Source organism: Ruegeria sp. HKCCD3925 (genome assembly GCF_057221175.1).
In genome coordinates, this window is sequence record NZ_JBWVBI010000005.1 from 40,501 (window position 1) to 57,781 (window position 17,281).

21 protein-coding genes are annotated in these 17,281 nt (G+C 57.1%); 14 read left to right on the top strand and 7 right to left on the bottom strand.

Annotated elements, in window-relative coordinates:
• The first annotated feature begins 54 nt into the window (after positions 1 to 54).
• Genes AC2TEM_RS12885 through AC2TEM_RS12905 form a run of 5 tightly spaced genes read left to right on the top strand, consistent with a single transcriptional unit; the run spans position 55 to position 5,004 of the window.
• Entirely contained in the window at positions 55 to 1,986 is a 1,932-nt protein-coding gene (locus tag AC2TEM_RS12885) for an ATP-binding protein (RefSeq protein ID WP_170423301.1), read from the top strand.
• Positions 1,983 to 2,747 (top strand): hypothetical protein, encoded by a 765-nt coding sequence (locus AC2TEM_RS12890; protein ID WP_170609116.1) that lies wholly within the window; start codon positions 1,983 to 1,985, stop codon positions 2,745 to 2,747. Before AC2TEM_RS12885 ends, AC2TEM_RS12890 begins: the two co-directional genes overlap by 4 nt.
• Positions 2,744 to 4,081, top strand: a complete 1,338-nt coding sequence (locus AC2TEM_RS12895) for a DUF6638 family protein (RefSeq protein ID WP_170423303.1) — start codon at positions 2,744 to 2,746, stop codon at positions 4,079 to 4,081. Before AC2TEM_RS12890 ends, AC2TEM_RS12895 begins: the two co-directional genes overlap by 4 nt.
• Position 4,082: 1 nt before the next feature.
• Positions 4,083 to 4,349, top strand: a complete 267-nt coding sequence (locus AC2TEM_RS12900; protein ID WP_170395242.1) for a hypothetical protein — start codon at positions 4,083 to 4,085, stop codon at positions 4,347 to 4,349.
• A gap of 10 nt (positions 4,350 to 4,359) precedes the next feature.
• A complete protein-coding gene (locus AC2TEM_RS12905; protein ID WP_170423305.1) occupies positions 4,360 to 5,004 on the top strand; it encodes a DUF1523 family protein in 645 nt (214 codons plus the stop codon).
• Positions 5,005 to 5,042: 38 nt separating this feature from the next.
• On the opposite strand, the gene AC2TEM_RS12910 is transcribed toward AC2TEM_RS12905, so the two are convergent.
• The 6 genes from AC2TEM_RS12910 to AC2TEM_RS12935 all read right to left on the bottom strand — a co-directional run bounded on the left by AC2TEM_RS12910 (position 5,043) and on the right by AC2TEM_RS12935 (position 12,271).
• Positions 5,043 to 6,137, bottom strand: a complete 1,095-nt coding sequence (locus AC2TEM_RS12910; RefSeq protein WP_170423307.1) for a flagellar basal body P-ring protein FlgI — start codon at positions 6,135 to 6,137, stop codon at positions 5,043 to 5,045.
• Entirely contained in the window at positions 6,134 to 7,141 is a 1,008-nt protein-coding gene (locus AC2TEM_RS12915; protein ID WP_170423309.1) for a flagellin, read from the bottom strand. The genes AC2TEM_RS12910 and AC2TEM_RS12915 overlap by 4 nt, the downstream gene beginning before the upstream one ends.
• Positions 7,142 to 7,143: 2 nt before the next feature.
• Positions 7,144 to 8,595: a flagellar hook-associated protein FlgK gene (flgK, locus tag AC2TEM_RS12920; RefSeq protein WP_170423311.1), complete on the bottom strand. Its 1,452-nt coding sequence runs from the start codon at positions 8,593 to 8,595 to the stop codon at positions 7,144 to 7,146.
• 33 nt (positions 8,596 to 8,628) lie between these two features.
• Positions 8,629 to 9,924 (bottom strand): flagellar hook protein FlgE, encoded by a 1,296-nt coding sequence (locus tag AC2TEM_RS12925; RefSeq protein WP_255611994.1) that lies wholly within the window; start codon positions 9,922 to 9,924, stop codon positions 8,629 to 8,631.
• 98 nt (positions 9,925 to 10,022) lie between these two features.
• Positions 10,023 to 10,862 carry a flagellar motor protein MotB gene (locus AC2TEM_RS12930; RefSeq protein ID WP_480856236.1) on the bottom strand — a complete coding sequence of 280 codons (840 nt, stop codon included), beginning with the start codon at positions 10,860 to 10,862 and terminating at the stop codon, positions 10,023 to 10,025.
• A gap of 83 nt (positions 10,863 to 10,945) precedes the next feature.
• The gene (locus AC2TEM_RS12935; protein WP_480856281.1) at positions 10,946 to 12,271 is read right to left on the bottom strand and encodes a FliI/YscN family ATPase; all 1,326 of its coding nucleotides are present in this window, start codon (positions 12,269 to 12,271) and stop codon (positions 10,946 to 10,948) included.
• Positions 12,272 to 12,378: 107 nt separating this feature from the next.
• On the opposite strand from AC2TEM_RS12935, the gene AC2TEM_RS12940 reads away from it, so the two are divergent.
• From AC2TEM_RS12940 to AC2TEM_RS12980, 9 genes are read left to right on the top strand one after another with little or no spacing between them, the layout of a single operon-like run.
• Positions 12,379 to 12,765, top strand: coding sequence for a FlgB family protein (locus AC2TEM_RS12940; protein WP_170396063.1), 387 nt, complete (start codon positions 12,379 to 12,381; stop codon positions 12,763 to 12,765).
• An 11-nt stretch (positions 12,766 to 12,776) separates the two neighbouring features.
• Positions 12,777 to 13,163, top strand: coding sequence for a flagellar basal body rod protein FlgC (gene flgC / locus AC2TEM_RS12945; RefSeq protein WP_170395265.1), 387 nt, complete (start codon positions 12,777 to 12,779; stop codon positions 13,161 to 13,163).
• 12 nt (positions 13,164 to 13,175) lie between these two features.
• Positions 13,176 to 13,466, top strand: coding sequence for a flagellar hook-basal body complex protein FliE (gene fliE / locus AC2TEM_RS12950; protein WP_170408685.1), 291 nt, complete (start codon positions 13,176 to 13,178; stop codon positions 13,464 to 13,466).
• 3 nt (positions 13,467 to 13,469) lie between these two features.
• A complete protein-coding gene (locus AC2TEM_RS12955; RefSeq protein WP_170395271.1) occupies positions 13,470 to 13,742 on the top strand; it encodes a flagellar biosynthetic protein FliQ in 273 nt (90 codons plus the stop codon).
• Complete coding sequence (locus AC2TEM_RS12960) at positions 13,742 to 14,452, top strand: flagellar hook-basal body complex protein (protein WP_170423319.1); 711 nt, start codon at positions 13,742 to 13,744, stop codon at positions 14,450 to 14,452. The genes AC2TEM_RS12955 and AC2TEM_RS12960 overlap by 1 nt, the downstream gene beginning before the upstream one ends.
• A gap of 21 nt (positions 14,453 to 14,473) precedes the next feature.
• A complete protein-coding gene (flgG, locus tag AC2TEM_RS12965; protein WP_170408683.1) occupies positions 14,474 to 15,259 on the top strand; it encodes a flagellar basal-body rod protein FlgG in 786 nt (261 codons plus the stop codon).
• Positions 15,259 to 15,672, top strand: a complete 414-nt coding sequence (flgA, locus tag AC2TEM_RS12970; RefSeq protein WP_170423321.1) for a flagellar basal body P-ring formation chaperone FlgA — start codon at positions 15,259 to 15,261, stop codon at positions 15,670 to 15,672. The genes flgG and flgA overlap by 1 nt, the downstream gene beginning before the upstream one ends.
• Positions 15,672 to 16,403 (top strand): flagellar basal body L-ring protein FlgH, encoded by a 732-nt coding sequence (flgH, locus tag AC2TEM_RS12975; protein ID WP_170395282.1) that lies wholly within the window; start codon positions 15,672 to 15,674, stop codon positions 16,401 to 16,403. The genes flgA and flgH overlap by 1 nt, the downstream gene beginning before the upstream one ends.
• 11 nt (positions 16,404 to 16,414) lie before the next feature.
• Complete coding sequence (locus tag AC2TEM_RS12980; protein WP_170423323.1) at positions 16,415 to 16,909, top strand: flagellar basal body-associated FliL family protein; 495 nt, start codon at positions 16,415 to 16,417, stop codon at positions 16,907 to 16,909.
• An 11-nt stretch (positions 16,910 to 16,920) separates the two neighbouring features.
• Here AC2TEM_RS12980 and AC2TEM_RS12985 read toward each other — a convergent pair whose 3' ends face one another.
• The gene (locus AC2TEM_RS12985) at positions 16,921 to 17,280 is read right to left on the bottom strand and encodes a hypothetical protein (protein ID WP_480437394.1); all 360 of its coding nucleotides are present in this window, start codon (positions 17,278 to 17,280) and stop codon (positions 16,921 to 16,923) included.
• Position 17,281 lies beyond the last annotated feature (1 nt).

A 17,281-nucleotide genomic window follows, 5' to 3' on the forward strand; every position in this document is an offset into this window, starting at 1 on the left:
TTCGCCTTCGGCGAGAGTATTTTTGAAAAAAATGAATCAAGGGCGGTTTTTAAGATGAGTTTGACGTCAGATCAGATGGAATTGCGCGAGGCGGATATTCGCAAGCATTACCCGGCAGCGACCGCCTTGCTGAATGGGTTCGAACACGCGCCGCGGATTGCCAAGGCGGTGGAGACGTCGACGGAACGGTCGCCGGGGGTGTCGACCGGACGGAGGTTTCGGTCCACCACGCCGGGTTTGGTGACACGGCGCACAGTGCGCGCAGACGGGGTGCATTTGGTCGAACGGATCGAGGCCTCGGATGATGGCGATGCGCTGGTCTCGCCACCGCAGGCCACAACGCAGCAGGCAATCCGCCGTGCGGTTGCCATCGCTCTGGCGGTGAGCGAGGCCTACGCCGAACAGACACCGTTGGCAGACTTGAAACGCGCGAACCTTGCGGGCGATTTGCCCGCCGCGCGAAAGACCGAATTCTCGCAACTGCTGACTGCCGAGGCTCTGATCACCTCGCACACCTTCGGCAATGCGCTGGCGTACTTGATGTCCTCGCATCTGGGAGAGACCACTGTCGATATCGGTGAGATCGAAGAGGTCCTGACCGACAACGGCCAACTCGCCTTGCACGGCGCGCTGTGGGAGTTGGACCAGACCCTTGCCAAACACGCCCCCGATGATGCCCACCTGATCGCGGCCACCAGCGCCTATGCCGAGCAACTGTTGGAAAAGGTAGCTCTACGCGCCCAGTCCGCAGGCCATCTGGCACCGTTCCAGAGTGCCGCTTGGCATATCGAGGCAGATGATCTGACCATCCGGGGCTTCGAACCGGCATCAAAGGCCAAATCCACCACCCTGACCATGACGTTCAAGAAACCGAACGAGGTGGTCGGCAACCATATCGCCAAATATCAGGCCATGAAGCTGGCCAAGATGGTGATGGCCTATGATTTCGACCGCCGCCTGAACCCGTTTGCGGAACTTGGCGGGTTCATCTTTACCTTCATGGGCGACGGCAAACCGGGCACCGGCAAAACCACCCTGATCCAGATGATGGCCGGGTTGATCAACGACTATTGCCAGAACGCGGGCTATCCGTTCCGCTATCAGAACCTGAGTACCGACAATATCGACAGCTATCAGGGCAAGTCCGGCCAGAACGCCAAGGCGTTTATCAATACGATCATCGACCCCTCGGTCATCGGGTTCGGCACCATCGACGATATCGACCAACTGGCAGGCAAGCGCGGCGACCGGCAGTCCTCGGCTGGGCAACTGGAAATCACCGCCGTGCTGATGGAGAGCTTTGCGGGGGCCAACACCGTCGTGCGCGGCAACTGCACCTTTGGCATGTTCTCGAACTACCCCGAGAATGTGGACGACGCCCTGCGCCAGCGGGCAGGCGCGCGGTTCCTGGTGGACGGGCCGCAAACGCGCGAGGATTACATCGACATCCTGCACCTGCTGATGGGCCGCAACCACGACATTCCGCTGGGCGAACACGAAGCCTATGCCGCGCAGGAGATCAAAAAGGCCGTCGCCGCCAGTTTCGAAGGCCATTCCCGCCCTCGTGAGGACGCCTTGCTGCAGGTCTACGACCGGGTCTCTGGCGATATCGGCCAGATGGACACCATCGCCAAACTGGGCACCTACCTCAAGGCGATTCAGCAAGCGGATGAGCGGTTTACCGGTCGTGCGATCAAGAACATCACCGACGCGGTCAAGGTCCGCGCGATGGATTTCGAACTGCCCGACGAATGGATGGAAAACCCCGACCTGTTCCTGTTCCGCGACTACGACACCAAGAAGGCCATGATCGAGGACCTGCGCCAGCCGATCACGGTTGAGATGGTGATGCAGGAAATCAACCGCTACGCCGACAGCGAGTTCCGCTATGCCGACAAGAGCGACGAGGTCGCCATCGAGAACGCGGTGCGTGAGATGGGTCGGATGGAGGAGGCTAAGCGGCGGTATCTGGAGGGGAAGGGGTGACTGAAAGTCTAGTCCACTTCCATGAGTTTAATCTGAAGAAGTCTGATCTTGGTTCGATGACCAAGGAAGAGATAGCTGTATTGGGTATGCTGTCTTACATCTGTAATGAACTTAACGTTTTCGCGCGGTTCCTCAGGCTTACGGAGCGGCAAGATGACGAAAGAGGTCCAGTAAAATTTGCTTCGGATCTTCAGTTCCATGTGGTCCTGAGAACGTTATCTTCCCGCGTTTTTGAGGCATACGAGTTCCTCAAAGAAGCAACCAAGAAAAATGAAAAGCTAGATCCGGAAATGCTGGCGCTCATCCAAAAAAGTACGGAAGAAATTGAAAGATTGGGCGCTTCGGAAGGTCACGCAATAAACCGCAACATTAGAAACGAAACGAGCTTTCACTATAAACTTAATACGGCCCTAAAAAATGCAGGAAGTCTGCCCTGCGATGCAGATGCATCAGTCTATGTCAATTCTCTGGACGGCAACACATACTTCGTGCTCGGAGAAAGCTTGGTGTTTTTTGAAAGACTGCGAAGGTTCTCCGCTGCTGACAAGAAATTTGAAGACCCTGAGATACTGGCAGAAAGCTGGATAAAATGGTCTTTAGAGGTCGTTATGCTTATCAAAGACTTACAAGCGAATTTGTTTGGTATCGTTCTGGATAGGGCGAAGAAAGTACCGAGGAAAACCCACTACTTCGTAAAATCCGAAGTCGTCGCAAAGGATAGGCGTGCAGTAATGCCAGTATTTATACAGAGCGACCAATGATCCGCCTCATCGAAAAAGGCCTGATGTTCGGCAACCTCGTCCACATTTCCAGCCCGGCTCTGGTCGAGCGGTATAACCGCGCGCTGCAGCATCTGTCGGGCAAAACCACGGCGCTGACGGATTTCCATGTCGATATCTCGGGCTATTCGCCGGAGGTGGGGATTGAGCTTGAGGACGAGCTCTACCTCAACCCCAACGGGATTAACCGGCAGTTCATCCTGCTGACGACCGAGCAGAAACGCGCGCCCCTTCTGAACGTCAAGTTCTCGACCTCGCGCGATATCCTGCGTGAGTTCATCGAGATGAACGAGGCGCAGCTGTTTGCTCTAACCGCCACCGATGCGGTGGCCGGAGAGCTGGTGAACTCGGTCATCAAACTCACCACCCCGCGCGACCTGTTGAACCTAAGCAAGATCGAGATCGAGGCCGACACCGTGGGCGGCACCCTGCGCAAAGCCCAGCAGCTAGCGGGCATGGTCGAACGCTTCAAAACCGAAGAGGATGCATGGTTCGACGATGTGCTGATCGCAAAGATGATCGAAACGGCCAAGGAAACCGGCGACGTCACTCGCAACCCCGTCCGCCTGCGCCACACCGCATTCGAGCAGCGTAATTTCTGGACGGCACACTTTGGCGGGCTCTACCTGTTCCCGGATATGGATCACCCGGCGGCGATTTGCATAGGCGAAAAGCCCGACGATATGCCGATCAAATACATTTTTGACCCGTCGCAGCGGAACCAGATTGCCAAGTTTCTCGACTACAACGATCTGGTTGAACCTATCGTTAAGGCGCGCGGCGTGGATGCTGCCGCGATCCTGCAACAGAAAATGGATTTTCTGACCATTGCTGCGGCTGCTGACGCAGACGTTGATCTGAGCGGGCTGGATCGCAGCGACATGCGCCGACTGGCACGCAACCACGCGGATCGCCTGCCCGAGGCGTACCACGGCCTCGCACAACTGTTGCGCTGGGCGACAGATGGTGGGCGCTGGCCACGCATCACCTCGGATCATCCCGCCTATTTCTACACATTGCGCGCAGCCGATACGCCGAACCGCGATCTGGTGAATATGCTGTTGACCGAATTGGCTCCGCTGGATCCGCGGCAGATGTTCATCTGCCACAAGGAATTGTTTTATAGTACTTACAGGACCTGGCCCGAGACCAAGAAAGCCTATGTTGCCGACTTCCTTGCCCGCGAGTATCAGGTGGACAAGGCTGGTGCGCGGGCGGCTCTATTTGGTCATGAACCGGATATGACCGGCAATGACCGGGTCAGCGAAACAGTGATCGCACGGGTCGGCCCTTGGGGCGCGGTCAGGAGAGATTAAGATGTTCGGAGCGATGCGCCTGTTTCTGATCCTGCTGGTGATCCAGACGATTGCCTATTTCGCGCTGTCCTTTTATTCGCGAGGAGTTAGGCGGCGAAAGTTGGAGACGTGGTGGGACGAAAAGGGCAAAACCGGTAACAAAGAAGCGTTTGTTGCGCGTGGTTTGCACGTCTACGACAACTCATTCCGGCGCAAACTGATTTTGGGTGTCTATATTGTACCTTGGGTGGCGATTGGCGCGCTGATCTACATCGTGAATTACATGTGAGGGTTAAGGCATGGCCTATGTGAAATGGGCGTTCATTATCATCTTCTGGGGCACGATCGCCGTGATCTTGCAGTATTCCCTACCGCAGCACGATGTGGTGCGGATCGTCAACACCTATGAGGAACGTCAGGACCTGACGGACTGGACGCGAATTTTCTGGTCCGAGCCTGAAGATCAATCCACCAGCCTGTCAAACCGCGATGTACAGTTCATTCAGGCCGTACGCGCCAACGGGAAGCCCATTGTCTATCGCAACGAAGACACCGGTTGGGGCTGGCCGCCTTATTTCAAGTTCGACACTGCGAATCTTTACACCGAGGCCAACGATGCCAAGTCGACCAAAGATAACCCCGATTGGGTGGTCGTAACGCATTACGGCTGGCGCAATGAGTTCATGTCGATTTTTCCCAACGCAATTTTCATCCGGCATGTCGAGGGGCCGGATGTCCGCATCATCCCCTGGTTCAATATTGTCTTCCTGACGGTGTTTGCTGCGCTGGTTTGGGCCATCTGGGTTCGATGGCGGCGGTTTCGGCAAAAGAAGATCGATCCTGTTTTGGAGAACATGGAAGATGGTCTTTACGCCGCTGGTGATGCAATAGATGAAAAGCGCAAGGGCTTTCGCCGCTGGCTGGACAGTTGGAAATCCAATTAAAGTGGTACGCCAAAAGGCGTGCGCTGTGGTCTGACTGCTCATCTCACGATGAACTCAGCATGAAGCGCCCCGGCAGCCTTGATGGTTTTCAGGATGTCGATCATATCGCGTGGCGACACGCCCAAGGCGTTCAACCCGGCGACCACTTCGGACAAGGTGGTTGCCTCGGGGATTTCTGCAAGCCCCGTTCCTTCTTCCTCTTCGATCCCAGCGTAGGTGCGCGGAACAACGACTGTTTCGCCTCGCGCAAACGGATTTGGCTGAACAGCAATCGGGGCTTCCTCGACTGTGAGGGTCAAGTTGCCCTGCGATACCGCCACGCGTGAAATCCTGACGTCCCGACCCATGACAATTGTGCCGGATCTCTGATCCACCACGACGCGGGCTTTGCTTTCGGGTTCGACCAGAATGTTTTCAATACGTCCAATCGCATGCGCGGTTGATACGGCCCGCGTCGCCTCGACGCTTAACTCCACAGTGCCGGAATCGCGCATGAGTGCGACGGCGCGGTTGAACTCCCTGTTGATGGCGGCCTCAATGCGGCTTGCGGTCGTGAAATCCGGTTCTCTCAGCGCCAGCCTCAGTTGAGTCAAATCAGCAAGCTGAAAATCAATCTCACGCTCCACCCGCGCGCCCGCGGGTATGACACCCGATGTCGGCACCCCACTGACAACCGACGCTGCATCGCCCTCAACCGCAGCGCCTCCGGCTAGCACTGTCCCTTGTGCCACGGCATAAATCTGACCGTCCGCTGCATTCAGGGGTGTCATGATCAATGTCCCCCCAAGAAGCCCTTTGGAATCTCCAATGGCAGAGACGGTGACGTCAATCTGACCGCCGACGCGCGCGAAGGGTGGTAGGGTGGCGGTGACCAATACGGCGGCGACGTTCTTGGGGCGAAAATCTTCGCCATTCACGTTTACGCCCAGCCGTTCGAGAATGTTGGACATAATCTCTTCGGTGAACGGAGAATTGCGCAAGCCGTCGCCGGTGCCATTCAGGCCAACCACAAGGCCGTAGCCAACCAGATCATTGCCGCGGACACCGTCGAAATCCACCAGATCTTTCAGGCGTATGGCCCCCGCATTGGCAATGCACGGTAAGACTATCAAAAGGAATACGAGTATCTTCATCTTAAGAAATTCACCAGTGACAGGTTGGCGTTGCGAACGGTCACGGAATACAGACTCTCCAGTTGGAACTGCACGGTTTGCAACTGTGCCGCAGTCTCATAGGGATCTGCAGCGATCAACGCATTGCGCGCATGCTCAGCGCTGGTCTTTGCGGCGGCGTTGCGCGTTGCGGCTTGCTCCACACGCGCCTCAGCCGCGCCGACCTGGGCGCGCAAATTGACCGTCGCATCCTGTGTATTGGCCAGCTCAACACCAAGCTGCGTGAACAATGCGGTTCGTAGATCAGGTGTCCATCCAAGCGCATCATCTGTGGCCAGAGCCGCAACCGCAACATCGCGCAAAGCGTCCTTGAGCGTGGGGTCTGTCGCAGTGATCGGAAGCGTGATCCGCTCGTTCTCGGAAATCTGCATCGGAGCCAAGGTGTCTGTGCCACCTTGATATATCACCGCATCAAATCCGGCGGGGTCGTTGAACCAATCCTCAGCGGCCTGTTGGATATCTGTTAGGGAGGTCAGCCCTATCAATTCGGCCTGCAGCGCTGTCAATAGTGTTTCAGCGGAGGGCAGAGGTGAGACGTCAGTCGATGTTCCAGAATACAGGCTGCGCCCTCCCGCCCGCGTATTCAGGGCTGAGATCATTGTGTCGAGCTCATTTCGTGCCTGAACCGATGCTTGTTCATGTGTCACGGTCTGGTTCGCCGTGCCAAATGATAGCAGCGACGCTGACATCTCGGCGACCGAGCCGCTTAGCGTTGTCAGGCTCAATTGCATTGCGTCCGTGAATAGCCGCGCCTCGGCGGTGGCGATGGAAAGCGCGTCCAACCGTTCCAGGCTGCGATCTAGATCCAGTAGGTGCGAGTAATCACCACCCAGACGACCCGAGATATCCTGCACCTTGCCGGTGGACATCTCATACGACAGTGTTTCGATTTGTGATTTGATCTCGGCGCTGCGAGTTCTGAGGGTAAGGCCGCGGGCCAGATCCCCGATCGAATTCAGTGTCATGTTCATAACCTCAACAGGGTATCCATCAGTTCATCCACGACAGCGACGATGCGTGCGTTTGCGGCATAGGCTTGCTCGATCTGCATCAAGCGCTGCAGTTCCGCGTCACTGTCAACACCTTGCTCCGCGACGACTTTTTGCATCTCCAGCTGCGCGTTTGCTGCAAAACTGCTGCGCTGGTCAGCTGTGTGTGCGTTTGCCCCGGCTTTGGAAAGCAACGCCTCGGCGATCTCGGCCGCGCGCATCGTGCCTGTCCCAAACCCCACGCTGGGGGCCGGGCGCGAGTCGGTCAGAACGGCCCCAAAAGCTTGCAACTGGCTGGCATCACCCGGCGCACCGGGGATCAATGCCCCCAGACCCGCGCGTAATCTCCAGCTGTCACCCCCTGCATCCGGGTCGACCACAACATTTAGTGAGATGCGCGACGCAAGACCGGTTTCAGAAACCGGATCAAAGCGGCTGCCGTCATCCGTGAAGACGCCCGGATCGGTCGCGGCAGCGGTCGGGTCCAACCCGGTGGTTTCAAAGCGCTCGATCAGGTCGCGGGCGACGGCGTCCAGATCGGCTTGCGCTTCGACGGTCAGTTCGTCGCGGACCGAGAACTGGGCCATCAATGCGCCGCCTCGGATTTGGGCGAACTCTCCGCTCACGCGAACGGGTCGGCCGTTGATCTCGAGCCCGGACAACAACCCGTTGCCAACGGTCATATGCGGCATGGTATCGCCTGTGGTCGAGAACGAAAACTCGGCCGCGGTTCCTTCCAGCAGGATCAACCCGCCATCGGAATAAAGGGAAATCTGATCATTATCGCGCGCGATCGCGTTGACAGGCACCAACTCGTTGACTTGATCGACCAGAATCTGACGATGATCCAACAGCGCGCCAATATCACCGCCCGAATTGCGGACAGCGGGGATACGAGCATTCAGTTTCTCGATGTCTTTCAGAGTCTGATTCAGCGTATCGACCTGTTTGCCTATCGTGCGATCCGCATCGGATCGCATTTGCCGCACCCCTTCGGACGCTGTATTGAGCGCTGTGCTCAATGTACCGCCTGCACGGGCGGCCTGATCCAGCCGTTGGGCTGAGCCGGGCAGGCTTGCAGCTGTAATCAGGCTGCTTTCGAATTGGGCCAGTCTGGCCGAGATCGAAGTGGCATCGTCGGCTGCCCCCAACAGTTTCTCGTAACCTGAATGAAATTGCGCCACGGTTTTGGCTGCCATCAGGTCTGCATCGGTCGCACGGCGGTTTGCGATCAGTACCGGATCCTGGTGCCGAGTGATACCAACGACACGAACGCCATTACCGGAAACTGTGCTGGTCGCCAGTTCAAGCGATCTGCGGGCATATCCCGGGGTCAACGCGTTGGCGATGTTTCCTGAAACCACCGCCGCACCACGGCTGGCTGCGCTCAGCCCGCCCAGAGCGTTGTTCAGTGCTGTCGACATATTCATCGGACGCATCCCTTTCGTTGATCAATCATCAGATCAGCGTTTGATATTAGTGGTTTCCTGCAGCATCTCATCCACAGTCTGAATGACCTTGGCGCTTGAGGAATAGGCCCGCTGGGTCTGGATCATTGAGGTCAACTCGGTGGCGACATCGGTGGTCGATTCCTCGCGTGCAAAAGAAACAAGATCTCCTGTTGGACCTTCACCCGCGTTCCATAAGAAAAAGGTGCCGCTGTCACGCGAGGGGGCATAGGTCTGACTGTCCAACGCCGTCAGACCGTTTGGATTCGGTACATCGGCCAGTGGAATCTGGAACATCCGGCGGCTGACCCCAGTATCATAGAAAGCATAGACATAGCCGTTCTCATCAACCTGTACGCTTGTCATCGTGCCAACGGCCGAACCATCGCGTGTGATCGAAACCGGAGCAAAGGTATCGGAAAGCTGTGTAATGCCGTCCGCATCGCCGATCTGGCCGATGTTGATCTCCATCGGTCCGCCGGCGACGTTGACGACAACGCTGCCGTTTGCCGGGTCATAGGCACCGCCGGTCACGGCGGTGACGCTGGCTAGTGTACCACCGGCTGTACGGCTATCGGTGAAGGTCAGGGTATATTCTCCGATGACAGCGCCGCCCGAGGCTGAATCGCGCAATGTCATGGTCCATTCATTGCTGCTGCCGGTTGCAGGAACGGTGGGGACCAATTCGATATCGACGCTTTCAGACTTGCCCAAATTGTCAAAATACTCGACCGACAAGGGCTGCGTGTCACCCGGAGCACCGGCGTCGGTCGCTGTTGCAGGCAGGTTCATCCGCAGGTTCATGGATGTTGTGGGGGCGCCCGAAAGTTGATTAACGCTTAGCTGAATGGGTTCCAGAGCGGCGGGCGTATCCCTCGGGACGCTGGGGATCGAGCCATCTGGATTGGCACGCCAGCCAAGAAGTACAAGGCCGGATTGTGTGACCAGATATCCCTCCTCATTGGTGCGGAATGAGCCTGTCGTGGTCAGCAGCATCTCATTTGAACCTGACGCGATCTGCGAACTGGGACGGACAGGCAGCATGCCTCTACCGCGCACGGCCAGATCGGTTGAATTGTTGGTGGTTACCAGCGATCCGCGCTGATCTATCAGGCGTTGGCTGGTGGTTCTGACCCCGCCTGCCGAATAGCTGCCGCCCTGACCAGACGTGACCATGGAGTGAAAGTCGGTCTCGACTCTTTTATAGCCAAATGTCGATGAATTGGCGATGTTGTCAGAGATCGTGGCCAGCCTGTTGGCGTTGGCCTTCAACGCTGCCACACCGGCATTCAGCGAAGAGGATATGGTCATCGGTACGCCCTTTTGTTGCGTCATTCGTTGATGCAACACGTACCGCACTGGCCCTTAACAGCCGGCTAACAGCTAAAATGCTGTCTATCCTTTACCCCTTAAGGGTTGCGTAAAAAGATGATCTCAATCCGATTATTGCGTATCGCCATGGGGTTTTTATCCGAAAGCTCTCGGTCCGCGTGCCCAGTCACGCGGTCCAACCGCTGTGGCTGGATGCCTTTGTTCTGCAGCAGTTGGCGGGTGCTTTGCGCCCGCGCGGTCGACAGATCCCAGACCGGGTTATTCGCCAACACGACGGGCGCAGACCGCACATGCCCTTCGACCGCGATTGCGTTTGTCACCAGATCAGAAGACCGCGCTACCAAAAGTGTCAGCGCGCGCATCATTTGGGTTGGCGTGTCTGTCCCCGATTCGAACAACGGTTGATCATCAGTGGCGAACAGCTCGACCACCAGCCCTTCGTCGGTGACGCGGGTCACGATGTGCTTGCGCATCTTATCGGACACCAGGCTTTCCCCAGCGCGCCCCAGCAACTGCGCCTCGAGCGACGAGAAATCTTCGAACGCACCCTTACCGCCGCCTTTCGCATCCACGCCGGTTGATCCGCGCGCCTGTTTCGCCTCGGTGGGGTTCCGATTGCTGGCACCTGATCCATCCATAACCATGGTTTTTTCCGAAAACATGTTGTCACCGCCGAAGGCACCATCGCCACCGCCCGAGACCGGATTGACCGGTATCGTGGGCGAAAAATAATCCGCCAGACCCTTGCGTTGCGTCTCGGTCGTTGCATTCAGCAGCCACATCAACATGAAGAACGCCATCATGGCAGTGACAAAGTCCGCATACGCGACCTTCCACGCACCACCGTGGTGAGAATCGCCACCCGATACACGTTTCTTCTTGATGATGATTGGCGCCGCATTGGATTGCGCACCCATCTCCACCACCTTCTATTCACCCGCTTACTGGCCTAGCAGGGCAGGTGTTAAGGTGGGCTTAACACTTAAAACTGTTCTGAATTCTAAGACTGCGACACCGGGTTTACACCAGCGCGCCTTAAAACCAGAGATAATCGATTAAAGCTGTTTTCGATACCATCGGGATCGGCCTTCGCAAAAAAGCTATCTAGCTCTTCGTGGACCCGGACGGCGCGATCCAACAAAGGATCTGTTCCTTCGGCATAGAGACCGGCTTTGATCATCACCTCAGATTGCTCATAACTGCCGACCAGCTTTCGGGTTTCTGTAATCAACTGGTTCTCATCTGCGGTCGCCGCACCTGGTAGGCTGCGTGATACGGATCGGCTGAGGTCAATCGCTGGGAAGCGCCCGCGTTCGGCGATGTCTCGGCTCAGCACGACATGTCCGTCCAAGACGCCGCGCAGAATGTCCGCAATGGGCTCGTCCATGTCAGAACCCGCGACAAGAACACTGAAGACTGCGGTGATGTCACCTTGATCGGCAGTTCCGGGACCCGCCCGTTCGCACAGGTTTGCAATCAGCGGCGTGACCGATGGCGGGTAGCCACGTAGCGATGGGGCCTCACCCATTGCGGCGGCAATCTCGCGATGCGCTTCGGCAAAACGAGTAACTGAATCGGCCAGAAACAGAACGTTTAACCCTTGATCCCGCAGGTATTCCGCCACCGACATGGCCGACCATGCGCACCGTCTGCGTATCAGGGCCGATTGATCCGAGGTTGCGGCCACGACGACGGATCGTTTCAGACCTTCGGCACCCAGGGCGTTCTCGACAAACTCATTCACTTCGCGCCCGCGTTCGCCCACCAATGCAACGACCACAGCATCCGCCTGGACTGAGCGGGCAAGCGTCGCCAGAAGTGTTGATTTGCCAACGCCTGAACCAGCGAACAGGCCGATTCGCTGACCTTGGACAATGGGCAGCATCGTATTGAGGATGGCCAACCCGGTTTCCATACGACAGCCCAGCGGCTTGCGCGATACCGCAGATGGCGGGGCCTGCATAAGGTCACGTTCAAGCGTGCCAGGCAGCAGGGGCTTGCCGTCCAGAGGTTTGCTAGACGGATCGATTACCCGCCCAAGCCAATGCATTCCGGGCGCAAAGGCAGGCATCTGGTCGAGAGAGACCTGATCCCCCAGGCTTACGCCATCGGGTGCGGAGGCTGGCAGCATATGGATCGCGCCTGATTCGACATGCAGGACCTCGCCCGGCAGGTCCGGGCCTTTTTGTCGGCGCAGCGTCAGATGATCCCCGATCCGGGCTTGGGCGGTCAGACCATCGATTTCAACCACGCCGCGCGCAACACCGGTCACACGCCCGATATGGTGTACCGCCGACATCCTATCGAATTCGCATTTCAGACGCATCGGATCGAGATCGGCCATCGCAGGTCCTCCAAATAGATTTGTTGAAAACGGTTTCTAAAGGAATCGGGGTTAAGCCTTGATTGAAATTGATCGAGGGAGAAGCCCCGATGTTCAATGACCTGAACGTCTTTAAGACTGCGTACGCAATGGCAACCCATGCCGGACAACGGCAAGCGGTTGTTGCGCGCAACATGGCCAACGCGGATACGCCGGGATACAAGCCCCGCGATATCGAAGCCTTCCAGACAGCGTTTGAAAACACGAGCCAAGAGGTCGCGATGACCGCGACTCGGACGGGTCATCTGAATGGTGATGTGCGCGCTCAGCCTTGGGCTGAATTCACGGTCGCGGCTTCGAGCGATCCGAATGGCAATGGTGTTTCATTGGAAGAAGAGATGCTGAAAGCTGTCGAGGTCAAGCGACAACATGACCGAGCATTAGCGATCTACAAGTCTTCAATCGGTGTGCTGCGCACGAGTCTGGGCCGGGCATAGGGGGTTTCACGATGAGCGATTTTTCCTACTCGTTGGACGCGTCGGCTAGCGCACTGCGTGCGCAAGCAGCGCGGTTGCGTCATGTGTCCGAGAACATCTCGAACGCCGATACGCCCGGATACCGGCGTAAGACAGTCCCGTTTGAGACAGTCGAACGGGACGGAAAAGAGATGGTCCAGGCGGGGCGCGTCAAACTCGATCGTCGCGACCTGAGCCGAATTTATGATCCTGGCCACCCTATGGCTGATGAGACTGGCCATTACAGAGGATCAAACGTCGATCTGATGATCGAAATCGCAGACGCCCGAGAGGCGCAGCGCAGCTATGAAGCCAACCTCAAGATGTTCGACCAGACCCGGCAGATGTCATCGAGTCTGATGGATCTACTCCGTAAATAAAGGAATACCAGAATGGATGTTCGCTCACTTACCGCCGCGCAGAATTATACGGGGGCGCGCCCTGCAACGCAGGCCGCCCCCGAACATCAGGGGACAGCGCAAGGGCTGCGATCCTCGTTTCAGGATTTCGTGGCGACGCTGAAACAAAGCGAGCAAGTCACGCAATCTTCGATGGTTGGGCAGGCCGACCCGCACGCTTTGGTTCAGGCGCTGGCGCAGACAGAGCTGGCAGTGGAAACGGCTGTGATTGTTCGGAACAAAGTCGTTGAAGCCTATCAGGAAATCTTGCGGATGCCGGTCTGAACGATGCTGAGCGAAGGTCTGTTCTACGACATCGTGCGCCAGGCGCTTTGGGTTGCAGTCATCACGTCGGTTCCGATCCTGGCGGTGGCGCTGATCTCGGGCCTTACAGTTGGTTTGTTTCAGGCGCTGACCTCGGTTCAGGAGATGACCCTGACCTTCGTGCCTAAGCTGATTGCAATCGTGGTCGTGTTCTGGATGTCGATGGGCTTCATGACCCAGACCCTTGTTACGTTTTTTACCGGGACATTGGTCCCGCTTATTGCCGGAGGTCGCTAATGGACACCGCTTATGTCACCTTGTCCCGCCAATCCGGTCTCATGGATGAGATGCGAATGGTGGCCAACAATATCGCCAATGCCAACACGACCGGGTATCGTCAGCAGGGGCTGGTGTTCTCCGAATTCGTCCGGGATATGCCGGGCAATCCTTCACTATCGCTCAGCCGTGCGCAGGTTCGAAACACTTCTCTGCAACAAGGTGTGCTGACCGAGACAGGCGGGTCCTTCGACTTTGCCATCGAAGGGGACGGGTTCTTTATGATCGAAACGCCCGCAGGGAACCGCCTGACGCGTTCCGGCAGTTTCTCACCCAATGCTGAGGGCGATCTGGTGACGATGGACGGGCACCGGGTTCTGGACAGCAATGGCGCGCCGGTCTTTGTCCCGCCCGACGCCGCAACGATCGATGTTGGCAGCGACGGCACGATGAGCGTCGATGGACAACTTCTGAGCCAGATCGGTGTCTACAACGTCGCCGATCCCGAAAACCTGGTGCGCGAAGGAAGCACACATTTCCGTGCAGGCGGGCAGGTGGACCCGGTGGACGAGCCGGTCGTGCTGCATCGGTTTCTCGAAGGATCGAATGTCAATGCCATTGGTCAGGTGACCCGGATGATTGAAATTCAGCGGGCCTACGAGCTCGGGCAGAGTTTTCTTGAGGCCGAAGACGAACGGGTTCGCGGGGCGCTTAAGGCATTGATGCGCTGATTACCGGAAGGAGAATACGACATGCGAGCATTGAAGATCGCGGCTACGGGCATGACCGCACAGCAGATGCGGGTTGAGACAATTTCAAACAACCTCGCAAATATGAATACAACCGGCTACAACACCCGCCGGGCCGAGTTTGCCGATCTGCACTATCAACAGATGGCGCGCGCCGGGGCGGTCAATGCCTCGGATGGAACGGTCCTTCCGACAGGTATTCAGCTTGGGTTGGGCGTGCGCCCTGCCGCCGTCACCGTACAGCTGCAACAGGGTGGGCTCTCGGCAACAGGCAGTGATCTGGATATCGCCATCGAAGGGCGAGGTTACCTTGAAGTCACCATGCCGAATGGCCAATCCGCCTTTACCCGAGACGGAAGCCTGAAACGTTCGGCCGAAGGTCTGATCGTAACTTCTGATGGCTTTGCCGTTGCCCCTGAAATTACCATTCCAGACGATGCCAGATCGATCTCGATCAATGCGGCGGGTGAGGTCTATGCCTATTTCGATGATACGGCCGAGGGGCAGTTGCTGGGCGAGTTTACGCTGGCCAGCTTCTCGAACGCCAAGGGTCTTGAGGCCATTGGTAGCAACCTCTTCAAGGAAACCGAAGCCTCGGGTGCACCGGTGGTCGGCACCCCGGGCGAAGATGGGCTGGGCACATTGCGGCAGGGCTATCTTGAGGACAGCTCAGTCGATGCGGTGCGCGAGGTCACGGAACTGATCGAAGCGCAGCGTGGCTATGAAATGAACGCCAAAGTTATTTCCGCCGTCGACCAGATGATGGGCGCGACCACGCAGGTGCGGTGATGCGCCTGTTAACCCTCATACTATGCATGATGCCGATGCCAAGCTTGGCCGAGATCGTTGTGCCGACCCGCACGATCCGCGCCAAAGAGGTCATTGTCTCATCCGACCTCGAAGTCAAAACCTCCGAGGTCAATGGGGCGGTTCGTAGGCCAGAGGATCTTATCGGTCAGGAGGCACGTGTTGCGCTTTATCCAGGTCGGCCAATCCGCCCTGCCGATGTCGGTCCGCCTGCGATCGTGGACCGAAACGATCTGGTGACGCTGGTGTTCGATCACGTCGCGCTATCGATCACTGCCGAAGGCCGCGCGTTGGGCCGGGGCGCAGCAGGCGAGCGTATCCGTGTCATGAATCTGGCGTCTCGCACAACAGTAACGGGCGTAATCCGTCCCGATGGACAAATTGAGGTTAAATGATGCCGAGCCTTTCGAAACCCCTGCTATTTGTCGTTCTGAGTGTTGCGGCGTGTGGACGATTGGACCACCTTGGCAAGCCGCCCAGCCTGACACCAAACACGGAATCGCCTGAGCATGTAGCGATGCTGTGGCCCGGACTACCTTTGCACAGCCAGCCTCAGCGAACCGTTGATCAGTCATCTTTGTGGAGTGGCGGTCAGCATTCCTTGCTTGGGGATCAGCGCGCGATGAAAAAAGGGGACATTCTAACGGTCGTGATCGAGCTGGATGAAAAGGCCGAAATTTCCAACGATACCAATCGATCGCGCGCGGGGTCGGAAAGCCTTGCAGTGCCGGAACTCTTCGGCCTGCCGCAGCGTGCAGGTGAACGACTACCTGAAGGGGCCTCACTTGATGATGCCGTTTCAATTGACTCCGCTTCGGTCAGCAAAGGGAAGGGATCGGTCAAACGCAAAGAGAAACTGACCTTGCGCGTGGCGGCAACGGTCGTCGACGTGCTGCCTAACGGTGTGCTTTCGATTTCTGGATCGCAAGAACTGCGGGTGAATTTCGAACTTCGGGAACTGCTGGTCTCGGGCTATGTCCGCCCCGAAGATATCTCGCGCCAGAATGAAATCACCTATGACAAGATCGCGTCAGCGCGGGTGTCTTATGGTGGCCGCGGGCAGATCACGGATGTGCAGCAACCACGCTATGGACAACAGATACTTGATACCTTGCTACCGTTCTGAGGGCCGTTCTGATGGGAAAACTACTACCGATCGTTTTTCTGGTTTTCGGCCTGGCTGCCGGTGCGGGCGCCCGGATCCTATTGTCCCCTTCCGGGGAAGCTGAAGATCTTGCGGAGGTTGGGCAAAAACCCAATGAAGACAAGAAAAACAAAACTAAACCCGGCAAAGATGATCAATCAGAAACACATGAGTATCTGAAACTCACCAAACAGTTCGTGGTCCCCGTGGTTTCCGAGGACGAGATATCGGCGCTCGTCACCATGTCCCTCAGCCTTGAGGTGAGGCCGGGGATTGCCGAAGCGTTTTATGAGATCGAGCCCAAATTAAGGGACCGGTTTCTGCAAGTTCTGTTTGACCACGCCAATATCGGCGGGTTCGACGGCGCATTCACGCGGTCAGACAACCTGACGGCATTGCGCAATGCGTTGCTGGAGGTTGCGAGAAAGGATCTGGGCGAAGATGTCTCGCAAGTTCTGATCATGAGTGTCAGCCGACAGGATACCTGAACGGGTTCCGGTTACGATTCCTGAGCCTTAGATTGTCGCACGCGTCGCTTGTGTTCTTGCAGGCGGCGCGACAGATCGGCAACGGCCAGTTTGCGCCCAAATGCCCCACGCAATTCTTCCATTGCCGCAAGCTTTTGTGATCGCAGGCGCGCCAACTCGGTGTTCAGGTTGCGCCGTGTCAAAGATTCCCAGCCGTGCCACAACAGGTCTGCGCCGGTGACCTGATAGCCATCCGACTGTGAACTCGTCGATTTTACTTCGGCTAATTGAGAATCCAGACGCGTCAATTGCTGAAGCAACTGGGCTTCGCGCTGCAACAAAGGGTGCAATTTTTGGTGTTCCCGTTGATAAACAGCTTCGGCGACGGTCAAA

What these genes read in the sequence shown, in the direction of transcription:
- AC2TEM_RS12885 (WP_170423301.1), top strand. Translation starts at nt 55, where the DNA reads ATGAGTTTGACGTCAGATCAGATGGAATTGCGCGAGGCGGATATTCGC.
- AC2TEM_RS12895 (WP_170423303.1), top strand. Translation starts at nt 2,744, where the DNA reads ATGATCCGCCTCATCGAAAAAGGCCTGATGTTCGGCAACCTCGTCCAC.
- AC2TEM_RS12900 (WP_170395242.1), top strand. Translation starts at nt 4,083, where the DNA reads ATGTTCGGAGCGATGCGCCTGTTTCTGATCCTGCTGGTGATCCAGACG.
- AC2TEM_RS12905 (WP_170423305.1), top strand. Translation starts at nt 4,360, where the DNA reads ATGGCCTATGTGAAATGGGCGTTCATTATCATCTTCTGGGGCACGATC.
- AC2TEM_RS12910 (WP_170423307.1), bottom strand. Translation starts at nt 6,137, where the DNA reads ATGAAGATACTCGTATTCCTTTTGATAGTCTTACCGTGCATTGCCAAT.
- AC2TEM_RS12915 (WP_170423309.1), bottom strand. Translation starts at nt 7,141, where the DNA reads ATGACACTGAATTCGATCGGGGATCTGGCCCGCGGCCTTACCCTCAGA.
- flgK (WP_170423311.1), bottom strand. Translation starts at nt 8,595, where the DNA reads ATGAATATGTCGACAGCACTGAACAACGCTCTGGGCGGGCTGAGCGCA.
- AC2TEM_RS12925 (WP_255611994.1), bottom strand. Translation starts at nt 9,924, where the DNA reads ATGACCATATCCTCTTCGCTGAATGCCGGTGTGGCAGCGTTGAAGGCC.
- AC2TEM_RS12930 (WP_480856236.1), bottom strand. Translation starts at nt 10,862, where the DNA reads ATGGGTGCGCAATCCAATGCGGCGCCAATCATCATCAAGAAGAAACGT.
- AC2TEM_RS12935 (WP_480856281.1), bottom strand. Translation starts at nt 12,271, where the DNA reads ATGCGTCTGAAATGCGAATTCGATAGGATGTCGGCGGTACACCATATC.
- AC2TEM_RS12940 (WP_170396063.1), top strand. Translation starts at nt 12,379, where the DNA reads ATGTTCAATGACCTGAACGTCTTTAAGACTGCGTACGCAATGGCAACC.
- flgC (WP_170395265.1), top strand. Translation starts at nt 12,777, where the DNA reads ATGAGCGATTTTTCCTACTCGTTGGACGCGTCGGCTAGCGCACTGCGT.
- fliE (WP_170408685.1), top strand. Translation starts at nt 13,176, where the DNA reads ATGGATGTTCGCTCACTTACCGCCGCGCAGAATTATACGGGGGCGCGC.
- AC2TEM_RS12955 (WP_170395271.1), top strand. Translation starts at nt 13,470, where the DNA reads ATGCTGAGCGAAGGTCTGTTCTACGACATCGTGCGCCAGGCGCTTTGG.
- AC2TEM_RS12960 (WP_170423319.1), top strand. Translation starts at nt 13,742, where the DNA reads ATGGACACCGCTTATGTCACCTTGTCCCGCCAATCCGGTCTCATGGAT.
- flgG (WP_170408683.1), top strand. Translation starts at nt 14,474, where the DNA reads ATGCGAGCATTGAAGATCGCGGCTACGGGCATGACCGCACAGCAGATG.
- flgA (WP_170423321.1), top strand. Translation starts at nt 15,259, where the DNA reads ATGCGCCTGTTAACCCTCATACTATGCATGATGCCGATGCCAAGCTTG.
- flgH (WP_170395282.1), top strand. Translation starts at nt 15,672, where the DNA reads ATGCCGAGCCTTTCGAAACCCCTGCTATTTGTCGTTCTGAGTGTTGCG.
- AC2TEM_RS12980 (WP_170423323.1), top strand. Translation starts at nt 16,415, where the DNA reads ATGGGAAAACTACTACCGATCGTTTTTCTGGTTTTCGGCCTGGCTGCC.